This is a genomic window from Microlunatus sp. GCM10028923 (assembly GCF_042666975.1).
Lineage (GTDB): Bacteria > Actinomycetota > Actinomycetes > Propionibacteriales > Propionibacteriaceae > Microlunatus.
On sequence record NZ_JBHTFF010000007.1, the window covers coordinates 450,391 to 474,780 of the forward strand.

Sequence of the window (24,390 nt, forward strand, 5' to 3'; positions counted from 1 at the left end):
AGGTCTCCGCAGCCGATCGGAACCTTGTCGTCGCGTTGCGCTGCCGCAGACTCAGCGACAACATCCTCGAAGGGCTAAGCCTGTTAACCAGACTACTGGCCCCACGAGCACCGTCTCGTGGCCGCTGATCATGCGGCAACTTCCCTCACCGGACAGTTCTGCGGCGCCAGGTGTCGACCGATCGTCAGCATCATGGTCGCGGCGTGGTGGCGGGTCGTCGAAATCCAGCCGGACCGGCCGGTGGCGTTCGATAGGGTCGAGTGCTTGCTTACGGAAGATTCTGGCTTGGAGGGCTTCTCGATGTTGGATCGTTCGACGGTGGATTCGTTGTTTCCTTCGGACCTGCCCGAGACCCAGCAGTGGGAGGATCGTTACCCGACCAGGGTCCTGTCGGCCGGGGCGCTTGTCACCCGGTTCTGTCCCTCGCCGACCGGCTATGCCCATATTGGTGGTCTGTACGTTGCCACGATCGATCTCGACCTCGCACGGCACAGCAGTGGCGTCTATTTCATCCGGATTGAGGACACCGATCAGAACCGGAGCGTGGCCGACGCCGAGGACCAGTTCAGCCGGGTGTTCGACTACTTCGGCATCAGTTCCCAGGAATCTGGTGACGACACGTACGGCCCGTATCGGCAGTCAGATCGAGAACTGATCTACCTGAGCTATGTCCGCGAATTGTTGCGGCAGGGTCAGGCCTACCTGTGTTTCGCGTCCAGCGCCGAGCTCGCCCAGATCTCGGAGCAACAACGCACGGGCAAAGTCCCGACCGGTTACTACGGTCGGTGGGCGTTGTGGCGGGACCGCGACCCGGCCGAGGTCGAGCAGCGGATCGCCGCGGGCGACCCCTACGTTGTCCGGTTCCGCGCACCAGATGACGCCGCCGGGCAGCGGACCCACTTCACCGATGCCATCCGAGGCCGACTGGAACACGAGGCCAACCGCAACGACGCCGTGATCCTGAAGTCCTCAGATCGGCTTACCCGGCTGCCGACGTACCACTTCGCGCACGCTGTCGATGATCATCTGATGCGCGTCAACTTGGTCATCCGCGGTGATGAATGGATCTCCTCGGTCCCACTGCATCAACAACTCTTCACCGCTCTGGGCTTCGAGCCGATCCAGTACGCCCACATCGCGCCGCTTATGAAGCAGATCCCCGGCGGCAAACGCAAGCTCTCCAAACGCAAAGATCCCGAAGCCAACGTCGACTTCTATCTCCAGGCCGGCTACCCGGCTCCCGCCGTCCTGTACTACCTGCGCGGTCTGGCCAATGGCCGGCTAGCCGAAATGCCCCTGCCGGATGCGATGGCAGCCCCGATCCACCTTGCCGAGTGCGGTGTCGCTGGACCGCTGGTCGATCTGGTCAAGCTGGACGACATCAGCGCCGACTACATCGCCACCATCCCAACCCCCGAGCTGTTCGCCGAGATCCTGCGCTGGGCGTCGCGACACGATGCGCTACTAGCCGACGTTCTCCAGGACTACTCGCGTACGGCACTACGGGCGCTGGCCGTGGAACGCGACGGTGCCGACAACCCACGCAAGGACCTGCGCAAGTGGTCGGACTTCCGGCAGGCCTACGGGTTCTTCTTCGACGAACTGTTCACCCCGCTGGCCGGCGCCGATGATGAACGACTCAAGCCTGTCGGCATCCAACCCGAACTCGCCATGCAATTCGCCGAGGATTTCGCCACCCACTATGAGCCCTCGCCCGACGGCGCATGGTTCGATCAGATCCGCGAGCGGGCCTCTCGTCACGGATTCGCGGCCAACGCTCGCGAGCTCAAACAGAACCCCGACAAATATCCCGGATCCATCCGCGAGGCATCCCAACTCATCCGCGTCGCTCTCACCGGATCAACCCGTAGTCCAGACCTCCAAGCCGTAGCAGAAGTCCTGGGCCCAGAACGCGTCATACAACGAGTCCGGGCGATCAGGGCCTAACGCCCTAACTGCTCGCAGCAGGTTCGACCACCAGGCCTGTTTGATCTCCCAAGGCAAACGTTCCGCCTAGTCAACCGGCCTTCCTTGCTCCCCGGGAAGGAGTCGAACCTTCGTCGCTGATCCTGATTCAAAGTCAGGCGGGCCCTGCCGGCAGACCAACCGGGGAACGGCCGAGCGCTCGGCCAGGGTCAAGAGTACGCATCGTCACGGCTGCCGCGCATCTCGGTTCCCGGACGGCACCGGGAGCGGGCCCGACGAGGCGTGGAATGGATTTCTCCATCGGCTTGCGGTTGGGGAGACTAGGACAATGCCTCCCCGATCTGCGCCGCGCCGGGCACGCCGGGTCCGGATGACCGGCGCCGAGCGCCGTGAACAGCTGATCGCGGTGGCCCGCGGATTGTTCGCGGACAAGGGCATCGACGGGACCTCGGTCGAGGAGATCGCGGCGGTGGCGGAGGTCAGCAAGCCGGTGGTGTACGAGCACTTCGGCGGCAAGGACGCCCTCTACGCGGTCGTGGTCGACCGCGAGGTGACGACGCTGCTGGACGGGATCGGCGCTGCGCTGGCCAAGGAGGGCCGGTCGCGCGAGGTGTTGGAGCAGGCGACGCTGGCGTTCCTCGACTACATCGAGGGGCACACCGAGGGATTCCGGATCCTGGCCCGCGGCTCGGCGGCCGGCGAGTACGCGACGCTGCTCGGTGACGTGGCCAGCCGGGTGGAGCAGGTGCTCCGGACCGAATTCCAACGTCGCGACCTCGACCCGAGGACCGCGCAGCCGTACGCACAAGCACTCGTGGGAATGGTGGCCATGACCGGACAGTGGTGGTTGGACAACAGTCGTTGGGGCCGCAAGCCCGACGTGGCGGCGCATCTGGTCAACCTGGCCTGGAACGGCCTGCGCGGCCTCGAGGCCCGGCCCTCCCTGGCGAGCCGGCCATGACCCGGGTCGTCGACGACGCGCCCGGCGCGCGGCTGGACACCCGCGCGGCCGCGGTCGCGGTGGCCGGGCTCTTCGCGGTCAACGGGATGCTGCTCGGCGGGTACGGCGGTTCGCTGCCGGCCCTGCGCGCCAAGCTCGGGCTCGACTCGACGGCGATCGCGATCCTGCTCTTCCTGGCCGGTCTGGCCGCGATCCTGACCATGCAGGTCGGCGGTCGGCTGGCCGACCGCTACGGCGCCCGGCCGGTGGCACTGCTCGGGCTGCCGGTGATCATCGCCGGTTGCCTGGTGGTCGGCTTCGCGCCGGTGTACGGCCTCGCGATCGCCGGCGCGATCATGATCGGACTCGGCAACGGGGCGATGGACGTCGCGATGAACGCGGCCGGGGTCCAGGTCGAACAGGCCCGGCGCCGGCCGATCATGAGCCGGTTCCACGCCTTCTTCTCGATCGGCAACTTCGTCGGGGCCGGCCTGATCCTGGTGATCTCCGGCGTGTTCGGGCTCGGCGGCGGAGCCGTGGTGCTGCCGTTGATGATCACGATGGCGGTGATCGCCGTCGCCACGCTGTGGCCGCTGATCCGGCTCACGCCGCGCGCGACGCCGGTGCACCACACGGTCGACGGAGTTCGGACCAAGGTGCCCGTCGTGGCCTGGCTGCTCGGCCTGATGGCCATCGGGTACGGGCTCGCGGAGGGCACCGCCGTCGACTGGGCCTCGATCCACGTCACCGACGTGGCCCGGGTCGATCCGGCCGTCGGCGCGATCGGCCTGATCGCGGTGAGCGCGTTCATGACCCTGATCCGGCTGCTCGGCGATCAGCTGGTGCTCCGGTTCGGCCGCCGGGCCGTGGTCCGGTTCGGCGGCATCTGCGCCGCGGCCGGCTACCTGATCGTGATCACCACCACCCCGCTGCCGCTGTTGGTGCTCGGCTGGGCGCTGGTCGGGTTCGGCGTGGGCATGATCGCCCCGCAGGTGTACGCGGTCGCCGGGCACCTCGGCGGCGGCCGGGTGCTGGCCCTCGTGGTGACCTTCGGGTACGCCACGTTCCTGATGGGTCCCGCCGTCACCGGTTTCCTGGTCCGCCAACTCGGCGTGCAGCATGCGATGATCCTGCCCGGCGTGCTCTGCCTGGTGATCATCGCGCTCGCCGTCGTACTGCCGAAGACCGACGACGGCATCAATCCGCGTCAAGAGTCTTGACATCTACACTTCAGCCATGGCGCAACCGCTTCCGGCTGCCGCGGGCGAACCGCGGGACGAGGTCGACCTGGTCGTCCAGGCCTGGCAGCGGGAGCGACCCGACCTGGACACCGCTCCGATGGAGGTGCTGTCCCGGGTGACCCGGCTGGCCCGGCACCTGGACCGGCTGCGCCGCTCGGCGTTCGCCGCCCACGGGCTGGAGTCCTGGGAGTTCGACGTGCTCGCGGCGCTGCGCCGGGCCGGCGACCCGTACCGGCTGTCGCCCGGGCAATTGCTCCGGGAGACCATGGTCACCTCGGGCACCATGACGAACCGGGTGGACCGGCTGGTCGGCCGCGGGCTGGTCGGCCGGGAGAGTCACCCGGGCGACCGGCGCGGCGTCCTGGTCACCTTGACCGAGGCCGGCCGGTTGGCGGTGGACGCCGCCCTGGCCGACCTGTTGGCCGCCGAGCGGGAGATCCTGGCCGGACTGCCCACCGACCAGCATGATCAACTCGCCCGCTCGCTGCGCTCCCTGCTGCTGCCCTACCGCGCCGAGTGATCAACCAAGGGCGCGGAGCAGTTCGCCGCGCTCCCGTTCGGTGATCGTCCGGTTGGCCACGTAGCGGTCGAGTTCACGGGCCGCGACGGCAGTGCTGCTGCGATCCGCGATTAGCTTGTTGATCACGTCCTGCAGGGTGCAGCCGGTGATCACGAAGCGGTTCCGGACCGGCGTCACGACGCCCCGTACGGTGACGAAGTCACGGATGTCCGGGGTCGCGCACTGGGTCTCAGCAGGGGTGAACCGGCCGTAGTGGATCGGGTTCTCGAAGCCCGCCGGCCAGACCAGCATGAGTAGGTCCCGGTCGGCCGAAAGCTCAAGCCGGTAAGCCTTCTCGGCCTGCCGGTCCCCCTTCAGCGTGAACGGGTCGAGCGCGAACAGGGATTCGCCGACGCTCGCGTACAGGTAGCCGTTCGGGTGGAAGATCAACTCGCCGCGGGAGGCCGCCTGGACCGCCCCGACGCCGTCCAGCGGAACGGCCCGGATCACCTTCCAGGACACGGGATCGAACTCGAAGACGGTCGAGTCGGCGAGTCCGTACAGGCGGCCGTTGTGGGCGGTCAGCGCGTTGACGCTGCGGGCGCCGGGAACCGGCTCGATCGACCGTACGACCTCGCGTGTCGCCGGATCCCATTCGACCAGCTTGGCGGTGCCGGCGATCGGGTCGGTCCCGGTGCCGCCCTCGGTGCTGCTGCCGGCATAGACCTTGTCACCGAGGAAGGCCAGCGCGGCCATCGTGTGATCTTGAACGACGTTGCGGGTCACCTGCACCGAGCCCGAGGCCAGGTCGACGGTCGCGATGGCGCCGCCGCGCAGCCCGTAGTCCGGCGACGTCGCGGCATAGAGGGTGCCGTCGTGCACCTGGACGTCGATCGGCCGGATCTGCGCGTGGCTCTCCTTGAGGTTGGCGAAGATCTTCGGGTTGTCCGCGCCGGCCGGCTGATCGGGACGGAAGGCGATCAGGCTGCCGTTCGGGTACGTACCGGCGTAGATCGTGGTCTCGTCCTCCTCGCCCAGGGTCCAGTCCTCGACCTGGCCGAGTCGGGTCACCGGCGTGATCACTCCGGAGGCGACGTCCAGCTTGGAGGTGCTGCCGTTGAGGAACGCGTCGAAGAAGATCTCCGAGCCGTCCCGGGTCGGCAGCAGGTGCTGCAGGCCGGCCGGGGCCGGCGCGAACGGGTACGAGAGGCTGCCGGTCGCCCCGGTCGTCGGGTCGTAGCGGAATCCGCCACCGGAGTAGTTGCCGGCCAGCGCATAGAGCACTTCATGATCACCTTCGGTGGTCCAGCCGTAGCCGATCAGGGCGCCCCGGGTGGACGGCTTGTCGGTCGTGGTGACCGTGTCGGTGGTCAGGTCGTAGTACGCGAGGTGCGAGACGGCGTTCACCAGCCGGCTGAAGTAGACCTTGTGATCACGCGGCTCGGAGACGCCCCGGGCCACCATCGGCAGGCCGGTGACCGGCTGCCCGGTGCCGGCGTCGGTGACCGGAACCTCCTTGTTCGCCACGGAATCGAAGACCCGCAGCGTGTTGTTGACGTTGGCCAGGACGCGCCCCTCGGCGTAGTCCAGATCGATCACCGAGGCGCCCGGGAACGGCGCGGCGACCTCTGCCTCGGTGAAGGTCTTGCTGGCCAGATCGAGTTTGAACAGCTTCGGGATCGGCTGGGTGCCGACGAACAGGGCGTTCTGGTCCGGGTCGTAGACGGTCGACTTGAGGTACTTGATCTCGTCGTTGTCGACCGGCTTGCCGAAGTCGGTGAAGCCCCGGTCCGGGTGGAAGGACCAGACGTGAGCGTTCGGATAGGACCCACCGAATACGGTGCCGTCCGGAGCGATCGACAGGCCGAACAGGTACGTCTCGCCGGCGACCGGCTGGCCGAGGTCGGCCATCTCCTTGGTCGCCGGGTCCCAGGCGTAGAGGTGGCCCTGGTAGTAGGTGCCGACGTAGACCACGCCGTCCGGGCCGACCGCGATCGTCGGCCCGCCGGACGCGCCCGGCATCGAGTACTTCCCGAGCAGCGTGTTGGTGCCGTTCACCGAGGTGGTGACGTTGAGCTCGGCGTTCTCCCCCATCACCGGCGCGTACGCGGCGAAGGTGCCGTCCGGCAGCGTCCCGTACGCGCCCTCGACCACGGTCAGTGAACTGATCGTCGGGCCCAGGTCGCGCAGTTCGCCGGTCGGTGGCGGCGGCGTCTGCAGCTTCGCCGCCGGCTCCCCCTGCGCGGCGGTCGGCCCGACCACCGCCAGCCCGAGGGCGAGGACGAGCAGAGCTGTTGCGGTACGGCCGAGAGCACGCATGGGCTTCCCCCAAGTTCCGGAGCATCTAGCTTCCTGGCTGCAACTGCGACAGGCGATGCGGAGCGGCAACCCCGGGTGGAGCAGGAAGCATGGCGCGTGCTCCGCGAGTCGTCGTGTAGCGAATCTGTCGCGTCCCAAATTGCGGTTAAGCGTAAGCGATAATTCCGGCGAGGGATAGACCCGAGATCTCAGACGAGCCGCGCGACCCGGATCTCGACCGCAACCAGGACGGCCAGCACGATGCCGGTGATCAACTCCGGCACCGGGGTCGCGGTCGAGGCCAAGATCAACACCACCGCGGCGAGGAACGGCGCCCAGGTCCGCGGCGACGAGTCGTGCCGGCGCAGATGGAGCGCCCAGAGCATGATCAACAACACCGCCACCGGCACGGTCACGGCCAGCCCGGTGACCAGCGCGCTGCCGTGGTGCTCGGACCCGGACCAGAAGTCCACCCGGGCCGCCAGCCCGGCCCCGACCGCCGCCGCGGCCGCGAGGATGAAGTAGTGGCCCCAGCCGAACATGAACGCCGCGGCCTGGTGCGCCCGGTCCACCGAGGACAGCACGTCGCCGGCCGACCGGGAGAAGTAGAGCCACCAGGCGCTGAACACGATCAAGATCCCGGAGCCCACCACGATCAGCACCGAGGAGGTCCAGAGTTGATCATCCTTGAGGGCGCCCTGGATCGCCAGGGTCGTCGACAGCACGGTCTCGCCGAGCACGATGATGAAGAACAGGCCGTACCGCTCGGCGATGTGATGCGGGTGCCAGGGCGTCCCGCCGGTCCGCTCGGCGAACAAGGGAACGGCGAGTTCCATGATCCCGAGCAGTACGAACAGCGGCGTGACCAAGACCGGCGCGGCCGCCGTGATCGGCAGCCAGGCGATCCAGCAGACCTGCACGACCACGATGCCGAGCGCGTAGCGGATACAGGTCTGGCGCCGTTCTGGATCGTGATAGGCGGCACGCAGCCATTGCGCGACCAGCGCGATCCGCATGATCACGTAGCCGGTGACGCCGAGAACCAGATTCCCCTCGAACAGGCCCGGGATGCCGGCGGCGAGCACCAGGGAACCGAGGATCTGCAAGATCGTCAGCAGCCGGTAGATCACGTCGTCGTTGTCGTACGCGGACGCGAACCAGGTGAAGTTCAACCAGGTCAGGAAGATCGCGAAGAACGCCATCATGAAGCCGATCAGGCCCTGCATCTCATGGTGATCGGAGATGTAGTGGTGAAATTCGGCCGCGGCCTGGGCGATCGCCACGACAAAGCAGAGGTCGGTCAGTAGCTCCAGCGGCGTAGCGGCGCGGTGCGGGTCGGCCGGGTCACGCGGACGCAGGGCGCGGATGATCGGCATGGCTCCTCGTACGTTCTCCACGTGAGTCATCGTCGCGGACGCGGCCCCGAAGTTGTAGCCGCCGGGCACTCTGGGGCGACCGCGTGTCGCCCGGCCGCCGTGGCCCCGGGTGTGCTCAGGCGATGACGCGGGCGCCGTGGACCGGGCCGACGGCACGCCGGACGGTGCGGCAGATGCCCTCCGCGCTGAGCCGGACGGACAGCTCGATCGCGGCCGACTCGGTCGCGGCCAGGAAGGCGACGGTCGGGCCGGACCCGGACACCACCGCTCCGAGGGCGCCCAGTTCGAGCCCGGTGTCCAGGACCCGGCGCAGCTTCGGCCGCAGGGTCAGTGCGGCGGCCTGCAGGTCGTTGTCCAGGGCTGCCCCGAGGGCGGCGGCGTCGCCGGCCCGGAGCGCGTTCATCAGTTCGTCGGAGACGCTCGGCGCCGGCGCGGTACGGCCACCGAGGTCGTCGTACAGGCCGTACACCTTGGGCGTGGAGAGGCCCTCGTCGCTGAACGCCAGCACCCATTGGTAGCAGCCGCGGGCCAGCGCCGGCACCAGTCGCTCGCCGCGGCCGCTGCCGATCGCGGTGCCGCCGACCAGGGCGAACGGGACGTCGCTGCCGAGTTCCGCGGCCAGCGCGAGCAACTCCTCCTGCTCCAGGTCGAGCGCCCAGAGTTCGGCGCAGGCGACCAGCGCCGCCGCGCCGTTGGCCGAGCCGCCGGCCAGCCCGCCGGCGACCGGGATCGACTTCTTGATCGACAGCCGTACGCCCTCGGCCGGCGCGTACGTCTCGGCCAGCCCGCGCGCCGCCCGGATCGCGAGGTTGGTGTCGTCGGTCGGCACCAGCTCGGCGTCCTCGCCGGTGACCTCAACGGTGAACTCGCCGGACGGGGCCGGTTCGGCGATCACCTCGTCGTACAGCGAAACGGCATGGAAGACCGTGGCCAGCGGATGGAATCCGTCCGATCGCGGCGGCCCCACCTTGAGCGCGAGATTGATCTTGGCCGGTACGCGGACGCGAACACCGGTCGGGGGCAGGGCGGCAACCACACTGCGAGGCTAGTGCCCGCCCGGACCGCCCCGACGAGCGACCCGCCTACGCCCCCGTCAGGTACGCGAGTTCAGGGCTTCGGCGATCCGCGCGAAGTCGGCGATCCCGAGCTGCTCGCCGCGGGTCTGCGGGTCGACACCGGCCGATTCCAGGACCGCGCTCGCGGCGGCCGACGACCCGGCGGTCCCGGAGAGCGCCGACCGCAGCATCTTGCGCCGCTGCGCGAACGCGGCGTCGATCACCGAGAACACCTGTTCCCGGCTCGCCGTCGTCGGCACCGGATCCCGCCGGTCCAGCGCGACCAGCCCCGAGTCGACGTTGGGCACCGGCCAGAACACGCTCGGCGCGACGCTGCCGACCCGGCGCGCGGCCGCGTACCAGGCCAGCTTGAGCGACGGGATCCCGTACGTCTTGCTGCCCGGCCCGGCGACCAGCCGGTCGGCCACCTCCGACTGCACCATCACGAGGCCGTACCGCCAGCTGTCGAAGGTGGCCAGCAGGTGCAGCAGCACCGGCACCGACACGTTGTACGGCAGGTTGGCGACCACCTTGGTCGGCGGCTCGGGCAGCGTGTCCACCCGCAGCGCATCCGCGGTGAGTACGGTCAGCGCGGCGGCCCGGTCCGGCGCCAGCCGCTGCACCGTCGCCGGCAGCGCCCCGGCGAGCAGTTCGTCGATCTCGATCGCGATCACCCGGCGGGCCCGGTGCAGCAGGCCGAGGGTCAACGACCCCAGCCCGGGCCCGATCTCGACCACCACGTCGTCCGGCCCCACGTCGGCCAGCGCGACGATCCGCCGCACCGTGTTGGCGTCGGTGACGAAGTTCTGTCCGCGCTGCTTGGTCGGCCGCAGGCCCAGCTCGGCGACCAGGCCGCGGACGGCGGTCGGGTCGAGCAGGCGTTGATCATGGTCGGAGGCCACGGGTGAGGATAACGCGAATCCGGCCGGCCGGGCCTCGAGCCGGTGGCGCGCCACCGACGGGAGGCCCTAAAGTTCCGCGGACAGTCCGTGGCGTCGAGTGGAAGGAATCGTCGTGTCCGGGACCTCGTTCACCGAACGCGTCCTGCAGCTGGGCCTGACCCCGGCCGAGGCGAGCCGACTGCTCGAGGCGTCGCCGTCCCGGCTGCGCGGCCTCGGCGGCGACCCGGCCGAGATCTTCGCGCCGGTCCGGCACAAGGTCGGGATGCTCTTCACCTCCCGTTCCGGCACCACGTTCTTCGTGGACGTGCTGAACCGGTCCGGCGCCTTCGGCGACATCCGCGAGCACCTGAACCCGTACCGGCAGAAGACCGGGGCGAGGAAGTGGAAGTCGGCGTCGATCGCCGATTTCCTGGCCGAGACCGTACGGACCTATGCGTCGCCGGAGGGCGTGTTCGGCTTCAAGGGCACCGCCGAGGCGCTACTGCCGCTGGCCCAGGTCGGCGAACTCCCCGACAACGCCACCCAGTGGTCCTGGATCACGGTGCACCGCCGCGACATCGTGGCGCAGGCCGTCTCGCTGTTCCGGGCCAAGGCGACCGGCGTCTGGCACACCGTCGGCAAGCTGGCCGGCAAACCGCCGATGCCGCCGTACGACTACGCCGGGATCGAGAAGCAGGTCGAGCTGATCCAGCGCAAGCAGGGCCAGATCGAGCGCTTCATCGCCCAACAGGGTCTGGCCCCGCTGCGTCTGGTGTACGAGGACTTCAAGGACGATCCGACCGACGCGCTGAAGGCGGTCTTCGACCACGTCGGCCTGATCCCGCCGCCGAACCTGTCCATGCTCGCCGAGCAGGGCGAGTTCGTCGTGATGGCCGATGACCAGAGCCGCAGCTACGCCGACCGGTTCGCCGCCGAGTCCGCCGCCCGCCTGGGTTAGCCCGCCGCGGCGACCTTCTCGGCGAAGGTACGCATCGTCTCCATGAACAGCCCGCCGCCGTAGCTGATCCGCGCGACGCCGAGCCCGGCCAGCTCCGCCACCCCGGTCGACTGCGGCATCCGGGCGATGTTGATCATGCCCTTGGTCTCCTTGGCCAGGGCGGCGATCTGGTCCGGCTGCTGCAGCGCGATCGGGTAGACGCACGCGGCGCCCGCCTCGAGATACCGGTGCGCCCGGTCGACCGCGTCGGGCAGGTGGTGTTCCTGCGGACTCGGCGTGTGGTCGCCGGCCTTCAACTTGGCCACGAACTCACCGATGTAGTTGTCGATCCGCGCGTTGATCACCAGCGGGTAGTCCGCGGCCTCGGCGGCCGTGTGGACCGCCTCGATCCAGGCCGCCTGCTCCTCCGCCTGCCGCTGCTGCCCGGTCGCGTGATCGGTGTCCTCGAGGTTGCAGCCGGCGACACCGATCCGCTTGAGCTCGGCGACCAGGGCCGTCGCATCGAGCCCGTACCCCGCCTCGGCGTCCACCGTGACCGGCACCTCGACGCCCGCGCTGATCCGGCCAGCCGCCGCCAGCATCTCGTCGCCCGGCGCCCCCTCGTGATCTTCGTACCCGAGACTTGCCGCGACCCCGGCACTGGTGGTGGCCACCACCGGATAGCCCGCGTCGACGACGACCTTGGCGGTTGCGACGTCCCACGCATTCGGCAGGACCAGCGGCGTTCCGGGCACGTGCAGGGATCGGAGCAGTTCGCATTTCTCAGTCAGGTTCATGACAACACTGACGGCGCAGCACGCCCTTCTGTGACTTCCGACTTATCCACAGTTGTTCCGCCAGGGAACTTATCCACAGGCCCGGACCCCGTTTGCTGGCCGAATCGGCGCGGCCGTCGGATCATCGTCGGGTGCCCGTGCGGATCCCACTCGACGCGCTGCTCGCCGACGGCGGCGGCGTGATCGTGGTGCGCCGCCATCCGGAGCACCGGCGCAGCCTGTACCGGCTCGTCGAACAGGGGCCGCTGACCACGATCCTGCCCGGCATCCTCGCCCCCACCGAAGCCGCCGACCGGCTCGACCTCCGGATCCGGGCCTTGGGGCTGTGGGACGACGACGCCGTCCTGACCCGGTGGGCCGCGGCCCGGCTGACGTACTGGCCGGAGCTCGACGTGCCCATGATCACGGGCGCGCTGCCGGGACGTCGGTCCGTGCCGTCCGGCTTCGAGGTCGTACGAGAGGCCGTTCCGCGGCTTCTCGTCCGCACCGTCGGTGGACTCCAGGTCACCGCGCCCGCCCTGACCGCACTGGACCTTGCCCCGTTCGACCACGGCGCCTCGATCGACCGACTTCTGCGCACCGGACTCGCCACGATCGAAGACCTGGACGACGCCCTCGACGAGACGCCCGGGCGACGGGCCAACCAGGTGCGCCGGCGGTGGCTGACCAAGTCCCGCCGCCGGCCGTGGTCACCGTCGGAACGCGAACTTCACGACCTGCTGAAAACGGCCCGGATCGACGGCTGGCTTGGAAACTGCGCGATCATGGTCGGATCGATCCGGTATGTCGTCGACCTCGTGTTCCGCGAGGCGAGAGTCGCCATCGAGGTCGACGGCTACGAGTATCACCGAGCCGAGCGCTGGGAACAGTTCCACCGGGACCGCCGCAAGTGGACCGATCTCGCCGCCGACGGCTGGACCGTCCTCCACTTCACCTGGCCCCAACTCACCGAGGACCCGGACTGGGTCCTCGCCTCCATCCGCAAAGCCCTCGCCGCCAGCCGCCTCCGCCGCGCCGCCTGATCCGCGAGTGGCCCATCGCGAGTGGCACGGAATTGCAGTTTCCCGCCCCGCGACCCCCGAAAATCGGGTCCGCCGAGAGCGCAAACTGCAATTCTGTGCCACTTCGCCGAACGACCACGGCCGAGTGAGGCTTACCCTTGTGCGGCCGGGCTAGGACGCGTCGCGGAGGTGGTGGTAGCGGCCCTTGAAGTAGAGCAGCGGCCGCTTGGTGTGCCAGTGCGGCGGGCTGATCTCGTTGACCCGGCCGACCACCAGGTAATGATCACCCGCCTCGTACTCGGCATGCAGATCGCAGTCCAGCCACATCAGGGTTCCGCCCAGCACGGGATTCGATCGTGCCGACGGCGTCCAGTCGATCCCGGCCCACTTGTCTGCGCCCTTGCGGGCGAACTGGTTGGAGACGTGCTCCTGGTCGTCCGCCAGGACGTTGATCGAGAACCCGCCTGACGCCCGGATCCGCGGGTAGGTGGTCGAGGTCGTCATGACGCTGAACGAGACCAGCGGCGGGTCCATCGACACGCTGAAGAAGGACTGGCAGGTGAATCCCACCGGACCGCCCTGGTCGAGGCCGGCGATCACGGTGATGCCCGACGCGTAGTGGCCGAGCGTGTCGCGCAGGGTGCGGGTGTCGAATTCCGAGGTGGTCATGATCATCCCTCCGCACCGGTCTCGACGAGGGCCGGGGCGGTCACCGCGTCGGCGACGGTACGAAGAGCGGCGAACGCCCGCCGGTAGTCGGCTGCTGCGGCGGCGACGATCTCGTCCACCTGGTCCATCTGGGACACGATGAAGTAGAGGCCCTTGCCGGGCAGCAGCGCGCCGAGCTCGACCAGCAGGGGCGCGAGGTTGACATTGGGCCCCATGGAATGGGTCGCGTCGGCGCCGGTGAACACCGGGATCGCCACAACGCCCTGCAGGCCGTTGGCCGGATAACGATCAAGGAAGGCCTTGAGCAGGCCGGTGTAGCTGGCCTTGTAGGTGGGGGTGGCGAACACCACCAGGTCGCTGTCGGCGACCCGGGCGTTCAGGGTGGCGAACTTCTCGGAGGGCCAGGCGAAGATCTCATCCACATGATCGGCAAGATCGATCACCTCGAGATCCGGCACCGAGGGAACGAGCTGGTCGACCAGGGTCTCTGCGATTCTTCTGGTCCGGGACTGGGGCTTCGGGTTGCCCACAACGATGGTGACTCTCAACGCCATCACTTCTCACACTAGATTGAAGGATCAGGGAGATGAGGAACCGAGGCGTCGTACCGGGGGATCTCTCCACACGCCGCGCGACGGCCGGAGCGGACATCCCAATCCCTCAGCCATCGAGGTCTTTTGGCTCGGTGGATCCGCAACGGCTTACGTTGCACCACCATTATGACCCACCGGCGCCGGGCTGATGTTTCGGCCGCGTGACGATTCCGGAGTGGTGCCCCAGCGCGGCGCGATCGAGGTGTCGATGCCGATCAGGTCGAGGGCCCGTTGCACGGTGTGATCAACGATCTCCGCCAGTGTGGTCGGCCGATGGTAGAACGCTGGGACCGGCGGCATGATCACGACGCCAGCCTCGGCCGCCTCGGCCATGATCCGCAGATGCCCACGGTGCAAGGGGGTTTCCCGTAACAGCACGACGACCGGACGACGCTCCTTGAGCCCGACATCGGCCGCGCGCACCATCAGGGTGTCGTCGTAGCTGTTGGCGATGCCGGAGAGCGTCTTGATGCTGCACGGCGCGATGATCACCGCGTCGGTCCGGAACGATCCGCTGGCGATCGCGGCCGTCATGTCGGCGTTGTCGTAGCCGACGTCGGCCATCGCGAGCACCTGCTTGGTGGTGTAGTCGGTCTCGGCGTTGATCGTCGCCCGGCCGGCCCGCGAGATCACCAGATGGGTCTCGGCGAGCGCCTCGCTCCGCAGCAGTTGCAGCAGCCGGATCCCGTACACGGCACCGGAAGCGCCCGAGATCCCGATCACGACGCGCTTCATCGCGGGTCCCGTTCGAGAGCCAGGCCGTCCATCCGGACCAGGGTCGCGGCGAGGGCGTGGGCGCCGCGCGCGATGTCCTCGCGGTCGGTCCATTCCTCCGGACAGTGGCTGCGGCCGGCACGTGACGGTACGAAGATCATTCCGGCCGGCGCGATCGCGGCGAGGTGGGCGGCGTCGTGGCCCGCGCCGCTCGGGATGGAGCGCCAGGAGTAACCAAGATCATCGCTGGTGTCGGCGATCAGATCCTGGACCGAGTGGGCGGTCGGCACCGGATCTTGATCAGTGAGCCGGCGCAGGTCGACCTCGATCCCACGTTCGGCCGCGATCGCGGCGAACCGGTCCATCAGTTCGCGCCGGGCCGTGCCGAGCCAGTCGGGCGACGGGCTGCGCATCTCGGCCCACAGTCGAGCCAGCGACGGTACGACGTTGAGCGCGCCGGGCTCGACGTGCACGGTGCCGACGGTGGCCACCGAATTCTCGCCGGAACAGCCGATCTGTTCGACCGTGAGGATCGCCTGCGCGGCTGCGGCGAGCGCGTCCTTCCGGTCGGTCATCGCGGCGGTGCCGGCATGATCAGCCCGACCCAGAAAGCTGGCCACGACCCGCTCGATGCCGGCGATCGCGGTCACCACGCCGAGCTCGGTGCCGGTGCGTTCCAGCACCGGCCCCTGCTCGATGTGCAGCTCCACGAAGCCGCGCAGCGGGGCGGCGGGCCAGCGCAGCCCGAGCATCCCGTCGGGCGGGAAGCCGGCAACCTGGAGCCGATCACCCAGGGTCCGGCCGTCGTCGTTGGTCCGGTCGAAGAAGTCGGGCGACACGGCGCCGGTCAGGGCTCGGCTGCCGATGCAGCTGGTGCCGAACTCGTTCGGCTCCTCACCGAGGAAGTCGATCACCACCAGGTCGTCGCGCAGCCGGGTGCCGGTCTCCCGCAGCCGGAGCGCCACCTCGATCGCGCCGAGGGTGCCGACGATGCCGTCGAACCTTCCGCCACGGGCGACAGTGTCGGTGTGCGAGCCGGTGCCGATCGACGCCTTCCCCTCGGTCCCGGCGAGGACGCCGATCGTGTTGCCGGCGGCGTCGGTGTGCACCTGGAGACCGGCACCGGCCATCTGGGCGGCCACCCAGCCCCGGGACTCCAGGTAGGGCTCGCCGAGCACCCGCCGGGTCCAGCCGTCATGATCGGGTTCGGTGAAGCCGGACAGTTCTTCGATGCCGTTCCAGAGCCGGTCGGCGTCGGGTCGAAGTTCGTCCAAGTCCATGATCAGCTCGCTTCCTCGTGCTGGTCGGTTGAGGGCGCCGAGAGGGTCTCGGTGAGTTGCTCGCCCGCCGCCCTGGTGTGGCCGACGATCTCGCGAAGCTGCCGCTCCGGCATGCGTGCGCTCGGTCCGATCGTGCTGATGCAGGCGGCGATCTCGCCGTCCCAGAAGACCGGAACGCCCACGCCGATCGCGCCGGGGTCGAGCTCGGAGACCGTGATCGCCAGGCCCTTCTTGCGCACGTCGGCAAGATCGTTCCAGGCCGTCTCGATGTCGTGCCCGTCGTCCCAGGCGATCCGCGCCTCCAGATAGCGACGGATGAACGGCGCGTCCATGTAAGCCAGCAGGGGCTTGGCCGACGCCCCCTTGTGCAGCGACAGCGACACGCCCCGGCGGAACGAGAACCGCACCGCGCGCCGGGGCTCCGCCAGCTCGATGCAGGTCGCGCTCCAGCCGTCGCGTACGGTCAAGATCGTGGTCTCGTCGGTCTTGCCGACCAGGTCGAAGATCACCGGGCTGGCCAGCGCGGCGAGACACCGGTGCAGCGCGTGTGGCCGGAGCATCCGGAGCGCGTTCAGACCAAGATCGAAATGACCCTCGTAGTCGGCGATGTAGCCCTTGTTGCGCAGGGTGGTGACGTAGCGGTACGTGGTGCTCAGCGGCAGCTCAGCCGACCGGGAGATCGCGTCGGCCGTGGTCGGTCCGTGCGAGGCGATGTGGGACAGGATGTCGAGTCCGCGCTCGAGTGAGGTCATGATCGGAACCCCCGGGCCGTGCCGGCGAGTCGCTTCGCGACCTGCTCCATCACCGCCGCGGGTGGAGCGGCCACCTGGAAGCCCTCCGTCCGGTCGGACTCGACGGCGAGCGCGTCGAAGCCCAGCTTGGTGACGACGCCGCCGGCCTCGAGCGGCTCGGACCGGTCGGTCCGGACCTCGGGTACGACGATCAGGTCCCGCTCGAACCGGCAGCGGGTGATCTTGGCCCACTCGACCTGGATCGGGTCCCAGACGTCGATGTCGGAGTCGACGATGATCACCTGCTTGAGCATGCTCAGCGAGCCCCAGCAGGCGAACATCAGTTGCTTCCCCTGACCTGGTCGTGGCCGGTGCAGTTGGACCACGGCGGACAGCCGGCCGCCGCCCGACTCGACCACCGCGATCTCGCCGACGTTCGGGATCGACCGCGCGACCGCGTTCCGGAGGCCCGCCGCGATCGGCAGCGCGCCGAGGTAGGCGTGCTCGCGATGCCAACCGGGCAGGATCACCTGGAGCATGGCGTCGGATCGGCCGGTGATCTTGGTGAACTCGGCGGTCGCGGCGGGTCCGTAGTTCTCATACAGGCCGTGGTATTCGGAGACGGCGCCCTCGACGAAGGTGTCGCGTACGTCGAGCGTCGCCTCGAGGATCAGCTCGGCCTCGGCCGGCACCAGCAGTCCGTTCGTCGTCTCGACCACCGAGAGCGGCCGGCCGAGCAGGGCGGCGACATGGGTCAGCTCGTCGTCACCGAGCCCGAGGTAGAGGCACGCGGCGAGCTGCACGGCCGGATGCGCGCCGATCACCACGGCGATCTCGAGCCGGCCGTCCGGCGAGCGCTGGGCCATCAGGTTCAGGTGGTGGTTCGGCGCGATCCCGATCATGGCCCGGTTGCCGCCGAGTGGCCGTACCCGAGCGAACGAGGCGTTGCCCGCGCCGGTGATCGGATCCCGGGCGATGATCACGCCCGCGGTCAGGTACGGGCCGTTCTCACGCTCGAAGAACGTCGGGATCGGGAGCTGGTCCAGCGTGATCGAATAGTCCCGCTCCCGGCTGGCCGCCTGCTGCACGATCCGCGGCGGGTCGGAGCGCTTGATCGCCTTGTCGATCAAGGCCTCGATGCCGTCCGGAGTGGTACCGAGTGCGCGGGCGATCCTCGTCCGGGAACCGAGAACGTTGCCGACGATCTTCAGGTCCGTGCCGACCACGTTGCCGAACCGGACGATCGGGCCGGGGTCGAGCCGGGTGAGGTAGGCGGCGATCTCGTACTCGGCCGAGACCGGCTCGGTGATGTCGACGACTTCTCCCCGTGCGTCCTCCGCGGTGAGGACCGAGCGAAGTGATGGTTCTGCAGCGGTCATGGAGCGTGACCTTTCGGCCGAACGAATAAGGCTGGTGCTATTTGTAGCATCGTTCTCTGTCACTGAGATCAGGAATACCGACGCCACCGTGAATCGGGGGCCTTCGGGGCGCGTTTCGATCATGATCATCGCCCGATTTCGACGTGCCGCGGGATCCGGAACCGTTGCTTTCGGTCGATTTCGCCAGGATATTCCCAACAGCCGGGAATGATATTACGGGTGTGAAAAAGGTCTGTGACGCAATCTCGATCTCACGCGTTGGCGGTGCTCTAATCCAATCATCCGGTTCACTCACGCACCGGAGGCATTCCGTCACGAAGGGGCAGAAGACGATGAGTCAGTTCCACCTGGGTTGGTTCAACGGTGCCGGGTTCAGCCTCAACGGCTGGGGTTCGCCCTCGTTCGGGACCGGCTACGAGCCGTGGGAGCCCGGCATGTTCCAGGATGGGATCCGCATCCTGGAACGCGGCGGCTTCGACTTCATGATCTTCGAGGACTCGTCCATGGTCCCGGAGACGTACGGCGGAAGTCCGGAGTTCTATCTCAATCGCGGGATCATGGCGCCGAAGCTCGATCCGGTGCCGCTGGTGCCGTATCTGGCGCTGGCGACGAAGCACATCGGGATCGTGCCGACGCTGACCACCGGGTTCTATCATCCGTGGCTGCTGGCGCGGCTGATGACGACCCTTGATCACCTGACCAAGGGCCGGATCGGCTGGAACATCGTGACCGCGACGACCCAGCTGGCCTGGTCGAACTACGGGATGACCCAGCCGCCGCACGACGAGCGCTACAACCTGGCCGACGAGTTCGTCGAGGTGGCCAAGAAGCTCTGGGACTCCTTCCCGGCCAGCGCCGAGGTGCTCGACCCGGAGACCGGGATCGCCTACACGGCGGCCGATGTGCACCCGATTCACTTCGAGGGCAAGTACTTCTCGTCCCGCGGTCCGCTCAACGCGCCGCCGGGGCCGCAGCGGCAGCCGGTGCTGTTCCAGGCCGGCGGCTCGCCGGCCGGCCGGCGCTTCGCCGCGAAGAACGCCGAGGTGGTGATCGCGAGCTGCACCTCGGTCAAGGACATGAAGGAGTACTACGCCGACGTCAAGGAGTACGCGGTCTCGATCGGCCGCGACCCGTCGACGGTCAAGGTCATGTTCACCACCGGCGTGGTGCTCGGCCACTCCGAGTCCGAGGCGCAGGCGCAGGCCGAGCAGCGTCGCGAGGGGATCAAGAAGAACTACGCGATGCAGATGGCCGGCATCTCCAACATCACCGGCATCGACTTCTCCAAACTTGATCTTGACGAGCCGCTGCCGGAGCTGACCACGAACGGCTCGCAGAGCTCGCTGAAGGAGTTCCTGAGCACCGCCGAGCCCGGATCGACGCTGCGCCAGGTGCTGGAGTCGAAGGCGAACGTCGGCATCATGGGCCTTCCCTTCATCGGCACCGCCGACTCGATCGCCGGCCAGATGCAGGACGTGATGGCCGAGGTCGGGGGCGACGGCTTCCTGTTCGGCTCGAGCATCTCGCCCGACTACATGACCAGCGTCGTCGATCGTGTGGTGCCCGCACTCCGCAAGCGCGGCCTGGTCCGCACCGGTTACGACCATGCGACGTTCCGCGAGAACGTCATGGAGTTCTGACGCCTCAGGCATCGGCGGGGATGTTCCACACTCACTCCCACGAGGATCATTCATGATCAGCTACGACCCCGTTCCCGCTCCCACTCCCGCTCCCGGGTTCGGGTGGCACCGGGTGGCCAGGTCTCTGCCGTGGGCGCTGCTTGCGCTCGTCATCGGGTGCGCCTTCGTCGTCCCGCTCGTCGTCCTGACGCTGACCGCCTTCCGCACCGATCTTCCCGGGCTGCCGGGGACCTGGACCCTGGCCGGCTTCGCCGAGGCCTTCACCGACACCGACATCCTGTCGCCGCTGTTCCAGTCGTTCCTGTTCGCCGTCGCCAGCGCGACCGGCGGCACCGCCGTAGCGCTGTTCTTCGTCTTCCTGTCGACCCGGACCACGGTCCGGCTGCGCCGGATGATCACGCCGATGATGATCATCATCCTGGCCACGCCGGCGCTGTTCTTCGCCCTCAGCTGGGGAATGCTCGGCGCCGACCGGGTGGGTTTGGTCAACAAGATCGGCACCGCGCTGACCGGCCAGACCGAGTCGATCTTCTCGATCAACTCGTGGGCCGGGTTGATCTTCGTGATGAGCATCAAGCTCTCGGCGTTCTCGTACTTCCTGCTGCTCGGGCCGTCGTTGCGGATGAGCCGGGCCTTGGAGGAGGCTGCCGAGGTCTCGGGTTCCGGCCGGGCCGGCACGTTCTTCCGGATCTATCTGCCCTTGCTGAGCCCGGCGATCACCGGCTCGCTGCTGATCGGGTTCATCGGCAGCCTGCAGGCCTTCGACACCCCGCAGATCATCGGCACCCAGGCCGGCATCCGCGTGCTGTCGACCGAGATCTTCAACTACATCAGCCTGTATCCGGCGAACTACGCCGCCGCGGCCAGCCTCTCGCTCGGCCTGGTCGGCGTGCTTGCCCTGCTGGTCGCCGGTCAGTTGATCTTGCTCAAGGGACGCGACTACACCACGGTCGGCGGCCGGGCCGCGCACGGTGCCGGCTGGTCGTTCCCGAAGACCGGCTGGCTGATGTCGGCGGTGATCGTGATCTTCGCCGCGATCGCCTTCCTGCTGCCGACGCTGCAGCTGGTGTTGAGCTCCCTGAACACCGTGTTCGGCAGGTACGACAGCTTCTCGCTGAAGAACTACGAGACGATCCTGCGCAATCCGACCTCGCTCGGGGCGGTCGGCAACACCGTCCTGTTCATGGTCGTCGGCGGCTTCCTGACCGTCCTGCTCGGCGCGATCATGACCTACGCGCTCCGCGCCCGGCCGGCGCCGTGGAAGCGGGTGCTGGAGGTGCCGACCTGGATCCCGTGGGCGATGCCCGGCATCGTCGGATCGCTCGCCATCCTCGGCACGATCCTCGCGATCCCTGCCCTGCATGGCCTGTACGGGACGGCGCCGGCGATGTTCATCGCGCTGGTGATCGCCTCGCTGCCGATCGCGATGCGGTTCACCGAGAGTTCCGTCCTGCAGATCGATCACCAACTGGTCGACGCGGCGCGGGTCAGCGGCGCGTCCGGCGCCGGCAGCTTCCGGAGCGTGGTGTTGCCGATCATCGCGCCGAGCTTCGTCTCCGGCTGGTTCGTCACCGGACTGGCGATCGCCGGCAATCTGGAGATCCCGTTGCTGCTCGGCTCCACCAAGACGACGACCATCGCCGGCCTCGCCTACAAGTACTACGTGGACAGCGCGAGCCCGCGGGCCGCCGCGATCTTCTGTCTGCTGCTGCTGACGGTGGCCGCGATGTTCATCGTCTCGGCCCTGCTTCGCTTCGCCCTGGTCCGGCTCACCGGGCGGACCACCCGCAACCGGGCGGCGCCGCTGCCAGCCGATCCTGCCGCGCGGCCGCTGACGGCCGCCGCCGAGAGCGCCACCACGTAACCGGCTCCGCCGGGACGTGTCGAACCCGAAAGGACGTGCCCGCCATGGCGAGCATCACGTTGAGCAACATCTCCAAGAGCTACGGTTCGGCGACGGTCATCGACCGCCTCTCGCTGGAGGTCGGCGAGGGTGAATTCCTGACCCTGCTCGGCCCCTCCGGGTGCGGCAAGACCACCACGCTGAGGTCGATCGCCGGGCTGGAGACGCCGGACGCCGGGCAGATCAAGATCGGCGACCGACTGGTCACCTGCATGACGTCGGGCAAGATCGTCGCGCCGAACAAGCGGCGGCTGGGCATGGTGTTCCAGAGCTACGCGATCTGGCCGCACCTCTCGGTCTTCGACAACGTCGCCTACCCGCTCCGCCGTCGCCGGGTGCCCGGCGGGGACCTGCGGCGGGCGGTGATGACCACACTGGCCAGCGTCGGTCTTGATCACGCCGCCGGCCGGTCAGCCACCCAGCTCTCCGGCGGTCAGCAGCAGCGGGTCGCGCTCGCCCGAGCGATCGTCTCGAACCCCGAGGTGATCCTGTTCGACGAGCCGCTGTCCAATCTCGACGCGCAGTTGCGGATCTCGATGCGCGACGAGATCCAGCAGGTCACCGCGTCCAGCCACAGCACGGCCGTCTACGTGACTCATGATCAGGCCGAGGCGTTCTCGCTGTCCGATCGGGTCGCGATCATGCTCGACGGCCGGATCCGCCAGCTCGACACCCCCGAAGCCGTGATCAACCGGCCGGCCGATCTCGACGTCGCCCGGTTCCTGGGCGTCGAGAACCTGCTGTCCGGCTCGGTGCTGACGACCCGGGCCGACGCCACGGTGATCGCGGTTCCCGATCTCGGCACCCCCTTGGTGCTGCGTTCCGGGGACCGGACCGCTGTCACCGCCGGCGACCCGGTGACGATCGCCTTCCGGGCCGGCGCCGTCGAGCTCGTACCGACCGACCTTGACGGCGAGAACGTGATCAAGGGCCGGATCGTGCAAACGATCTTCCTCGGCGACGGCGTGCAATATCGGATCGCCGCCGGAGCAGGCCACGTGCTGGCCCGCAGCCACTCGTCGGCGGCACCGATCCTCGCCGCCGAGACGTCGGTGAGTTTCCGGGTCGCGCCCGAACGGATCGCCGCCTTCGCGGGTTGATCCCCATCTCTGATGCCACCAAGGAGCAAGAAATGCCATCCAGACGACGTGGAATGAAGCGATCGATGACCGCCATCGTGCGGTCGATGGCGGTCGCAGCCGCCGTGCTCATGGTCCCGCTGGCCTCCTGCGCGACGCCGCAGTCGGGGGCGGAAGATCATCACGAACCCGAGTCGACGGCCGGCGGAGTCGAGTCGCTCGGCGGCGAGGAGAACGCGGCGTACCTCGACGACCTCTACAGCCGTGCCGTCGACGCCGGCCAGACGACGATCACCGTCTACGGCATCACGGCGACCAGCTCCGCCTCGCTGTACGAGGCGTTCATGAAGCGTTACCCGGACCTCACGGTTGATCATGTGACGATCTTCGGCGCCGAGTTGCAGCAGCGGATCGCCAGCGAGCAGGCGACCGGCCAGTTCGCCGTCGACAACCTGAGCGTCAGCGGCTCCGACGCCGTCTACGTCGCCGATCAGGGTTTCGTGGCCGAACAGAAGCCGCCGCTGGCCCCGAAGCTTCCGGAGACCTACCGACCGGTCGGAGATCGGCTGTTCGGCGGAAACACCTACCTGTACACGGTTTCGTACAACACCGATCTGGTTCCGGCCGAGGACGCGCCGAAGAGCTTCGATGACCTGCTCGACCCGAAGTGGGCGGGCAAGATCGGGATGCCGGACCCGAACGCGGGTGCGAACGGCTTCGTCTTCGCGGCGGTGAAGGCCGGCGTGATCGACGAGAGCTGGCTGGAGAAGTTCAAGGCGACGAACCCGGTGATCTTGCCGTCCGAACGGGATGTCTTCACCGCCGTGTCGACCGGGCAGGTCGAGCTGGGGCTCGGCAACTACGTCCGTGGCCAGGCCTTCCTGGAGACCGACGGCCTCCCGGTCGGCTTCGTGGCCGACTTCACCGACGGCGTGAGCGACGGAGTGTTCTACCGCGGCACCGCCGCCAACGCGCCCAACCCACTCGCCTCCGACCTGCTCACCGCCTGGTGGCTCACCCCGGAAGCGCAGACCTTGATCGCCGCCCAGGGCCAGCCCGGCCTGATGCCCGGCGCCCCGCCCGTGCCCGGCCAGCCGCCGCTGTCCGAGATCAAGATCAACAAGGGTCCGGCCTTCGACGCCTACGCCGCCTACACGAAGGAAGGCCAAGACACCTTCCGCCGAGTCTTCAACTGATCCGCTCGGAGATTGTGGGGAAGATCCCGCTGGGTGTAGAGGGCATTGCAGAATTCGGCCCATGTGGACGATGGTCACCTCACCACGCCGCCCGATTGGCTTATCGTCGAGTGGACGATTTGACCTCGATTTCGGCGGCGGATTCACGCGGTTGTTGCAACACCGATTGGATCTGTTGGGTTCGACAGTAGTTGGTTGAGTGCTTCTGCTGGGGTGCGCCAGTCGAGGGTTTGGCGGGGTCGGGCGTTGAGTTCG

The 24,390-nt window shown here is 68.4% G+C and carries 21 protein-coding genes and 1 tRNA gene; 10 read left to right on the top strand and 12 right to left on the bottom strand.

Annotated features, from left to right (window positions below; genetic code table 11):
- The first annotated feature begins 117 nt into the window (after nt 1-117).
- Nucleotides 118-1,947, top strand: coding sequence for a glutamate--tRNA ligase (locus tag ACFQU4_RS19940; RefSeq protein WP_377495106.1), 1,830 nt, complete (start codon nt 118-120; stop codon nt 1,945-1,947).
- 87 nt (nt 1,948-2,034) lie between these two features.
- Here the strand turns inward: ACFQU4_RS19940 and ACFQU4_RS19945 are convergent.
- Nucleotides 2,035-2,113: transfer RNA gene (locus tag ACFQU4_RS19945), tRNA-Gln, on the bottom strand.
- A 141-nt stretch (nt 2,114-2,254) separates the two neighbouring features.
- On the opposite strand from ACFQU4_RS19945, the gene ACFQU4_RS19950 reads away from it, so the two are divergent.
- From ACFQU4_RS19950 to ACFQU4_RS19960, 3 genes are read left to right on the top strand one after another with little or no spacing between them, the layout of a single operon-like run.
- Nucleotides 2,255-2,887, top strand: a complete 633-nt coding sequence (locus tag ACFQU4_RS19950) for a TetR/AcrR family transcriptional regulator (RefSeq protein WP_377495108.1) — start codon at nt 2,255-2,257, stop codon at nt 2,885-2,887.
- Nucleotides 2,884-4,086: an MFS transporter gene (locus ACFQU4_RS19955; RefSeq protein ID WP_377495110.1), complete on the top strand. Its 1,203-nt coding sequence runs from the start codon at nt 2,884-2,886 to the stop codon at nt 4,084-4,086. The genes ACFQU4_RS19950 and ACFQU4_RS19955 overlap by 4 nt, the downstream gene beginning before the upstream one ends.
- A 16-nt stretch (nt 4,087-4,102) precedes the next feature.
- Entirely contained in the window at nt 4,103-4,627 is a 525-nt protein-coding gene (locus ACFQU4_RS19960; RefSeq protein WP_377495112.1) for a MarR family winged helix-turn-helix transcriptional regulator, read from the top strand.
- On the opposite strand, the gene ACFQU4_RS19965 is transcribed toward ACFQU4_RS19960, so the two are convergent.
- The 4 genes from ACFQU4_RS19965 to rsmA all read right to left on the bottom strand — a co-directional run bounded on the left by ACFQU4_RS19965 (nt 4,628) and on the right by rsmA (nt 10,237).
- Nucleotides 4,628-6,925 carry a PQQ-binding-like beta-propeller repeat protein gene (locus ACFQU4_RS19965; RefSeq protein ID WP_377495114.1) on the bottom strand — a complete coding sequence of 766 codons (2,298 nt, stop codon included), beginning with the start codon at nt 6,923-6,925 and terminating at the stop codon, nt 4,628-4,630.
- A 188-nt stretch (nt 6,926-7,113) separates the two neighbouring features.
- Nucleotides 7,114-8,301 carry a low temperature requirement protein A gene (locus ACFQU4_RS19970; protein WP_377495116.1) on the bottom strand — a complete coding sequence of 396 codons (1,188 nt, stop codon included), beginning with the start codon at nt 8,299-8,301 and terminating at the stop codon, nt 7,114-7,116.
- Nucleotides 8,302-8,395: 94 nt separating this feature from the next.
- A complete protein-coding gene (locus ACFQU4_RS19975) occupies nt 8,396-9,316 on the bottom strand; it encodes a 4-(cytidine 5'-diphospho)-2-C-methyl-D-erythritol kinase (RefSeq protein ID WP_377495118.1) in 921 nt (306 codons plus the stop codon).
- Between the two features lie 57 nt (nt 9,317-9,373).
- The gene (gene rsmA, locus ACFQU4_RS19980; RefSeq protein WP_377495120.1) at nt 9,374-10,237 is read right to left on the bottom strand and encodes a 16S rRNA (adenine(1518)-N(6)/adenine(1519)-N(6))-dimethyltransferase RsmA; all 864 of its coding nucleotides are present in this window, start codon (nt 10,235-10,237) and stop codon (nt 9,374-9,376) included.
- A gap of 112 nt (nt 10,238-10,349) precedes the next feature.
- On the opposite strand from rsmA, the gene ACFQU4_RS19985 reads away from it, so the two are divergent.
- On the top strand, nt 10,350-11,174 hold the full coding sequence (locus ACFQU4_RS19985; RefSeq protein WP_377495122.1) for a Stf0 family sulfotransferase: 825 nt from the start codon (nt 10,350-10,352) through the stop codon (nt 11,172-11,174).
- Here the strand turns inward: ACFQU4_RS19985 and ACFQU4_RS19990 are convergent.
- Entirely contained in the window at nt 11,171-11,950 is a 780-nt protein-coding gene (locus ACFQU4_RS19990; protein WP_377495124.1) for an isocitrate lyase/phosphoenolpyruvate mutase family protein, read from the bottom strand. The genes ACFQU4_RS19985 and ACFQU4_RS19990 overlap by 4 nt on opposite strands.
- Nucleotides 11,951-12,081: 131 nt before the next feature.
- Between ACFQU4_RS19990 and ACFQU4_RS19995 the strand changes: the two genes are divergently transcribed.
- Nucleotides 12,082-12,972: an endonuclease domain-containing protein gene (locus ACFQU4_RS19995; protein WP_377495126.1), complete on the top strand. Its 891-nt coding sequence runs from the start codon at nt 12,082-12,084 to the stop codon at nt 12,970-12,972.
- Between the two features lie 150 nt (nt 12,973-13,122).
- Here ACFQU4_RS19995 and ACFQU4_RS20000 read toward each other — a convergent pair whose 3' ends face one another.
- The 6 genes from ACFQU4_RS20000 to ACFQU4_RS20025 form a co-directional block, all read right to left on the bottom strand.
- Complete coding sequence (locus ACFQU4_RS20000; RefSeq protein WP_377495128.1) at nt 13,123-13,620, bottom strand: flavin reductase family protein; 498 nt, start codon at nt 13,618-13,620, stop codon at nt 13,123-13,125.
- Nucleotides 13,621-13,622: 2 nt separating this feature from the next.
- Nucleotides 13,623-14,174 carry an NADPH-dependent FMN reductase gene (locus ACFQU4_RS20005; RefSeq protein ID WP_377495130.1) on the bottom strand — a complete coding sequence of 184 codons (552 nt, stop codon included), beginning with the start codon at nt 14,172-14,174 and terminating at the stop codon, nt 13,623-13,625.
- A 147-nt stretch (nt 14,175-14,321) separates the two neighbouring features.
- Nucleotides 14,322-14,948, bottom strand: coding sequence for a UbiX family flavin prenyltransferase (locus ACFQU4_RS20010; protein ID WP_377495132.1), 627 nt, complete (start codon nt 14,946-14,948; stop codon nt 14,322-14,324).
- Nucleotides 14,945-16,207, bottom strand: a complete 1,263-nt coding sequence (locus ACFQU4_RS20015) for a M20 family metallo-hydrolase (protein WP_377495134.1) — start codon at nt 16,205-16,207, stop codon at nt 14,945-14,947. The genes ACFQU4_RS20010 and ACFQU4_RS20015 overlap by 4 nt, the downstream gene beginning before the upstream one ends.
- A gap of 2 nt (nt 16,208-16,209) precedes the next feature.
- On the bottom strand, nt 16,210-16,959 hold the full coding sequence (locus ACFQU4_RS20020) for an IclR family transcriptional regulator (RefSeq protein WP_377495136.1): 750 nt from the start codon (nt 16,957-16,959) through the stop codon (nt 16,210-16,212).
- The gene (locus ACFQU4_RS20025; RefSeq protein ID WP_377495138.1) at nt 16,956-18,317 is read right to left on the bottom strand and encodes a UbiD family decarboxylase domain-containing protein; all 1,362 of its coding nucleotides are present in this window, start codon (nt 18,315-18,317) and stop codon (nt 16,956-16,958) included. Before ACFQU4_RS20025 ends, ACFQU4_RS20020 begins: the two co-directional genes overlap by 4 nt.
- Nucleotides 18,318-18,649: 332 nt before the next feature.
- On the opposite strand from ACFQU4_RS20025, the gene ACFQU4_RS20030 reads away from it, so the two are divergent.
- The 4 genes from ACFQU4_RS20030 (at nt 18,650) to ACFQU4_RS20045 (ending at nt 24,135) form a co-directional block, all read left to right on the top strand.
- Nucleotides 18,650-19,957, top strand: coding sequence for an NtaA/DmoA family FMN-dependent monooxygenase (locus ACFQU4_RS20030; RefSeq protein ID WP_377495140.1), 1,308 nt, complete (start codon nt 18,650-18,652; stop codon nt 19,955-19,957).
- A 52-nt stretch (nt 19,958-20,009) separates the two neighbouring features.
- Nucleotides 20,010-21,821 carry an ABC transporter permease gene (locus ACFQU4_RS20035; RefSeq protein WP_377495142.1) on the top strand — a complete coding sequence of 604 codons (1,812 nt, stop codon included), beginning with the start codon at nt 20,010-20,012 and terminating at the stop codon, nt 21,819-21,821.
- A gap of 44 nt (nt 21,822-21,865) precedes the next feature.
- Nucleotides 21,866-22,960, top strand: a complete 1,095-nt coding sequence (locus ACFQU4_RS20040) for an ABC transporter ATP-binding protein (protein ID WP_377495144.1) — start codon at nt 21,866-21,868, stop codon at nt 22,958-22,960.
- Nucleotides 22,961-23,025: 65 nt separating this feature from the next.
- Entirely contained in the window at nt 23,026-24,135 is a 1,110-nt protein-coding gene (locus tag ACFQU4_RS20045; RefSeq protein WP_377495146.1) for an ABC transporter substrate-binding protein, read from the top strand.
- Nucleotides 24,136-24,390: the final 255 nt, after the last annotated feature.

Bases quoted from the DNA above. Each gene is read 5' to 3' on its own strand.
- ACFQU4_RS19950 (WP_377495108.1), top strand. From the start codon at position 2,255: ATGCCTCCCCGATCTGCGCCGCGCCGGGCACGCCGGGTCCGGATGACC.
- ACFQU4_RS19955 (WP_377495110.1), top strand. From the start codon at position 2,884: ATGACCCGGGTCGTCGACGACGCGCCCGGCGCGCGGCTGGACACCCGC.
- ACFQU4_RS19960 (WP_377495112.1), top strand. From the start codon at position 4,103: ATGGCGCAACCGCTTCCGGCTGCCGCGGGCGAACCGCGGGACGAGGTC.
- ACFQU4_RS19965 (WP_377495114.1), bottom strand. From the start codon at position 6,925: ATGCGTGCTCTCGGCCGTACCGCAACAGCTCTGCTCGTCCTCGCCCTC.
- ACFQU4_RS19990 (WP_377495124.1), bottom strand. From the start codon at position 11,950: ATGAACCTGACTGAGAAATGCGAACTGCTCCGATCCCTGCACGTGCCC.
- ACFQU4_RS20000 (WP_377495128.1), bottom strand. From the start codon at position 13,620: ATGACCACCTCGGAATTCGACACCCGCACCCTGCGCGACACGCTCGGC.
- ACFQU4_RS20005 (WP_377495130.1), bottom strand. From the start codon at position 14,174: ATGGCGTTGAGAGTCACCATCGTTGTGGGCAACCCGAAGCCCCAGTCC.
- ACFQU4_RS20010 (WP_377495132.1), bottom strand. From the start codon at position 14,948: ATGAAGCGCGTCGTGATCGGGATCTCGGGCGCTTCCGGTGCCGTGTAC.
- ACFQU4_RS20015 (WP_377495134.1), bottom strand. From the start codon at position 16,207: ATGGACTTGGACGAACTTCGACCCGACGCCGACCGGCTCTGGAACGGC.
- ACFQU4_RS20020 (WP_377495136.1), bottom strand. From the start codon at position 16,959: ATGACCTCACTCGAGCGCGGACTCGACATCCTGTCCCACATCGCCTCG.
- ACFQU4_RS20025 (WP_377495138.1), bottom strand. From the start codon at position 18,317: ATGACCGCTGCAGAACCATCACTTCGCTCGGTCCTCACCGCGGAGGAC.
- ACFQU4_RS20030 (WP_377495140.1), top strand. From the start codon at position 18,650: ATGAGTCAGTTCCACCTGGGTTGGTTCAACGGTGCCGGGTTCAGCCTC.
- ACFQU4_RS20035 (WP_377495142.1), top strand. From the start codon at position 20,010: ATGATCAGCTACGACCCCGTTCCCGCTCCCACTCCCGCTCCCGGGTTC.
- ACFQU4_RS20040 (WP_377495144.1), top strand. From the start codon at position 21,866: ATGGCGAGCATCACGTTGAGCAACATCTCCAAGAGCTACGGTTCGGCG.
- ACFQU4_RS20045 (WP_377495146.1), top strand. From the start codon at position 23,026: ATGACCGCCATCGTGCGGTCGATGGCGGTCGCAGCCGCCGTGCTCATG.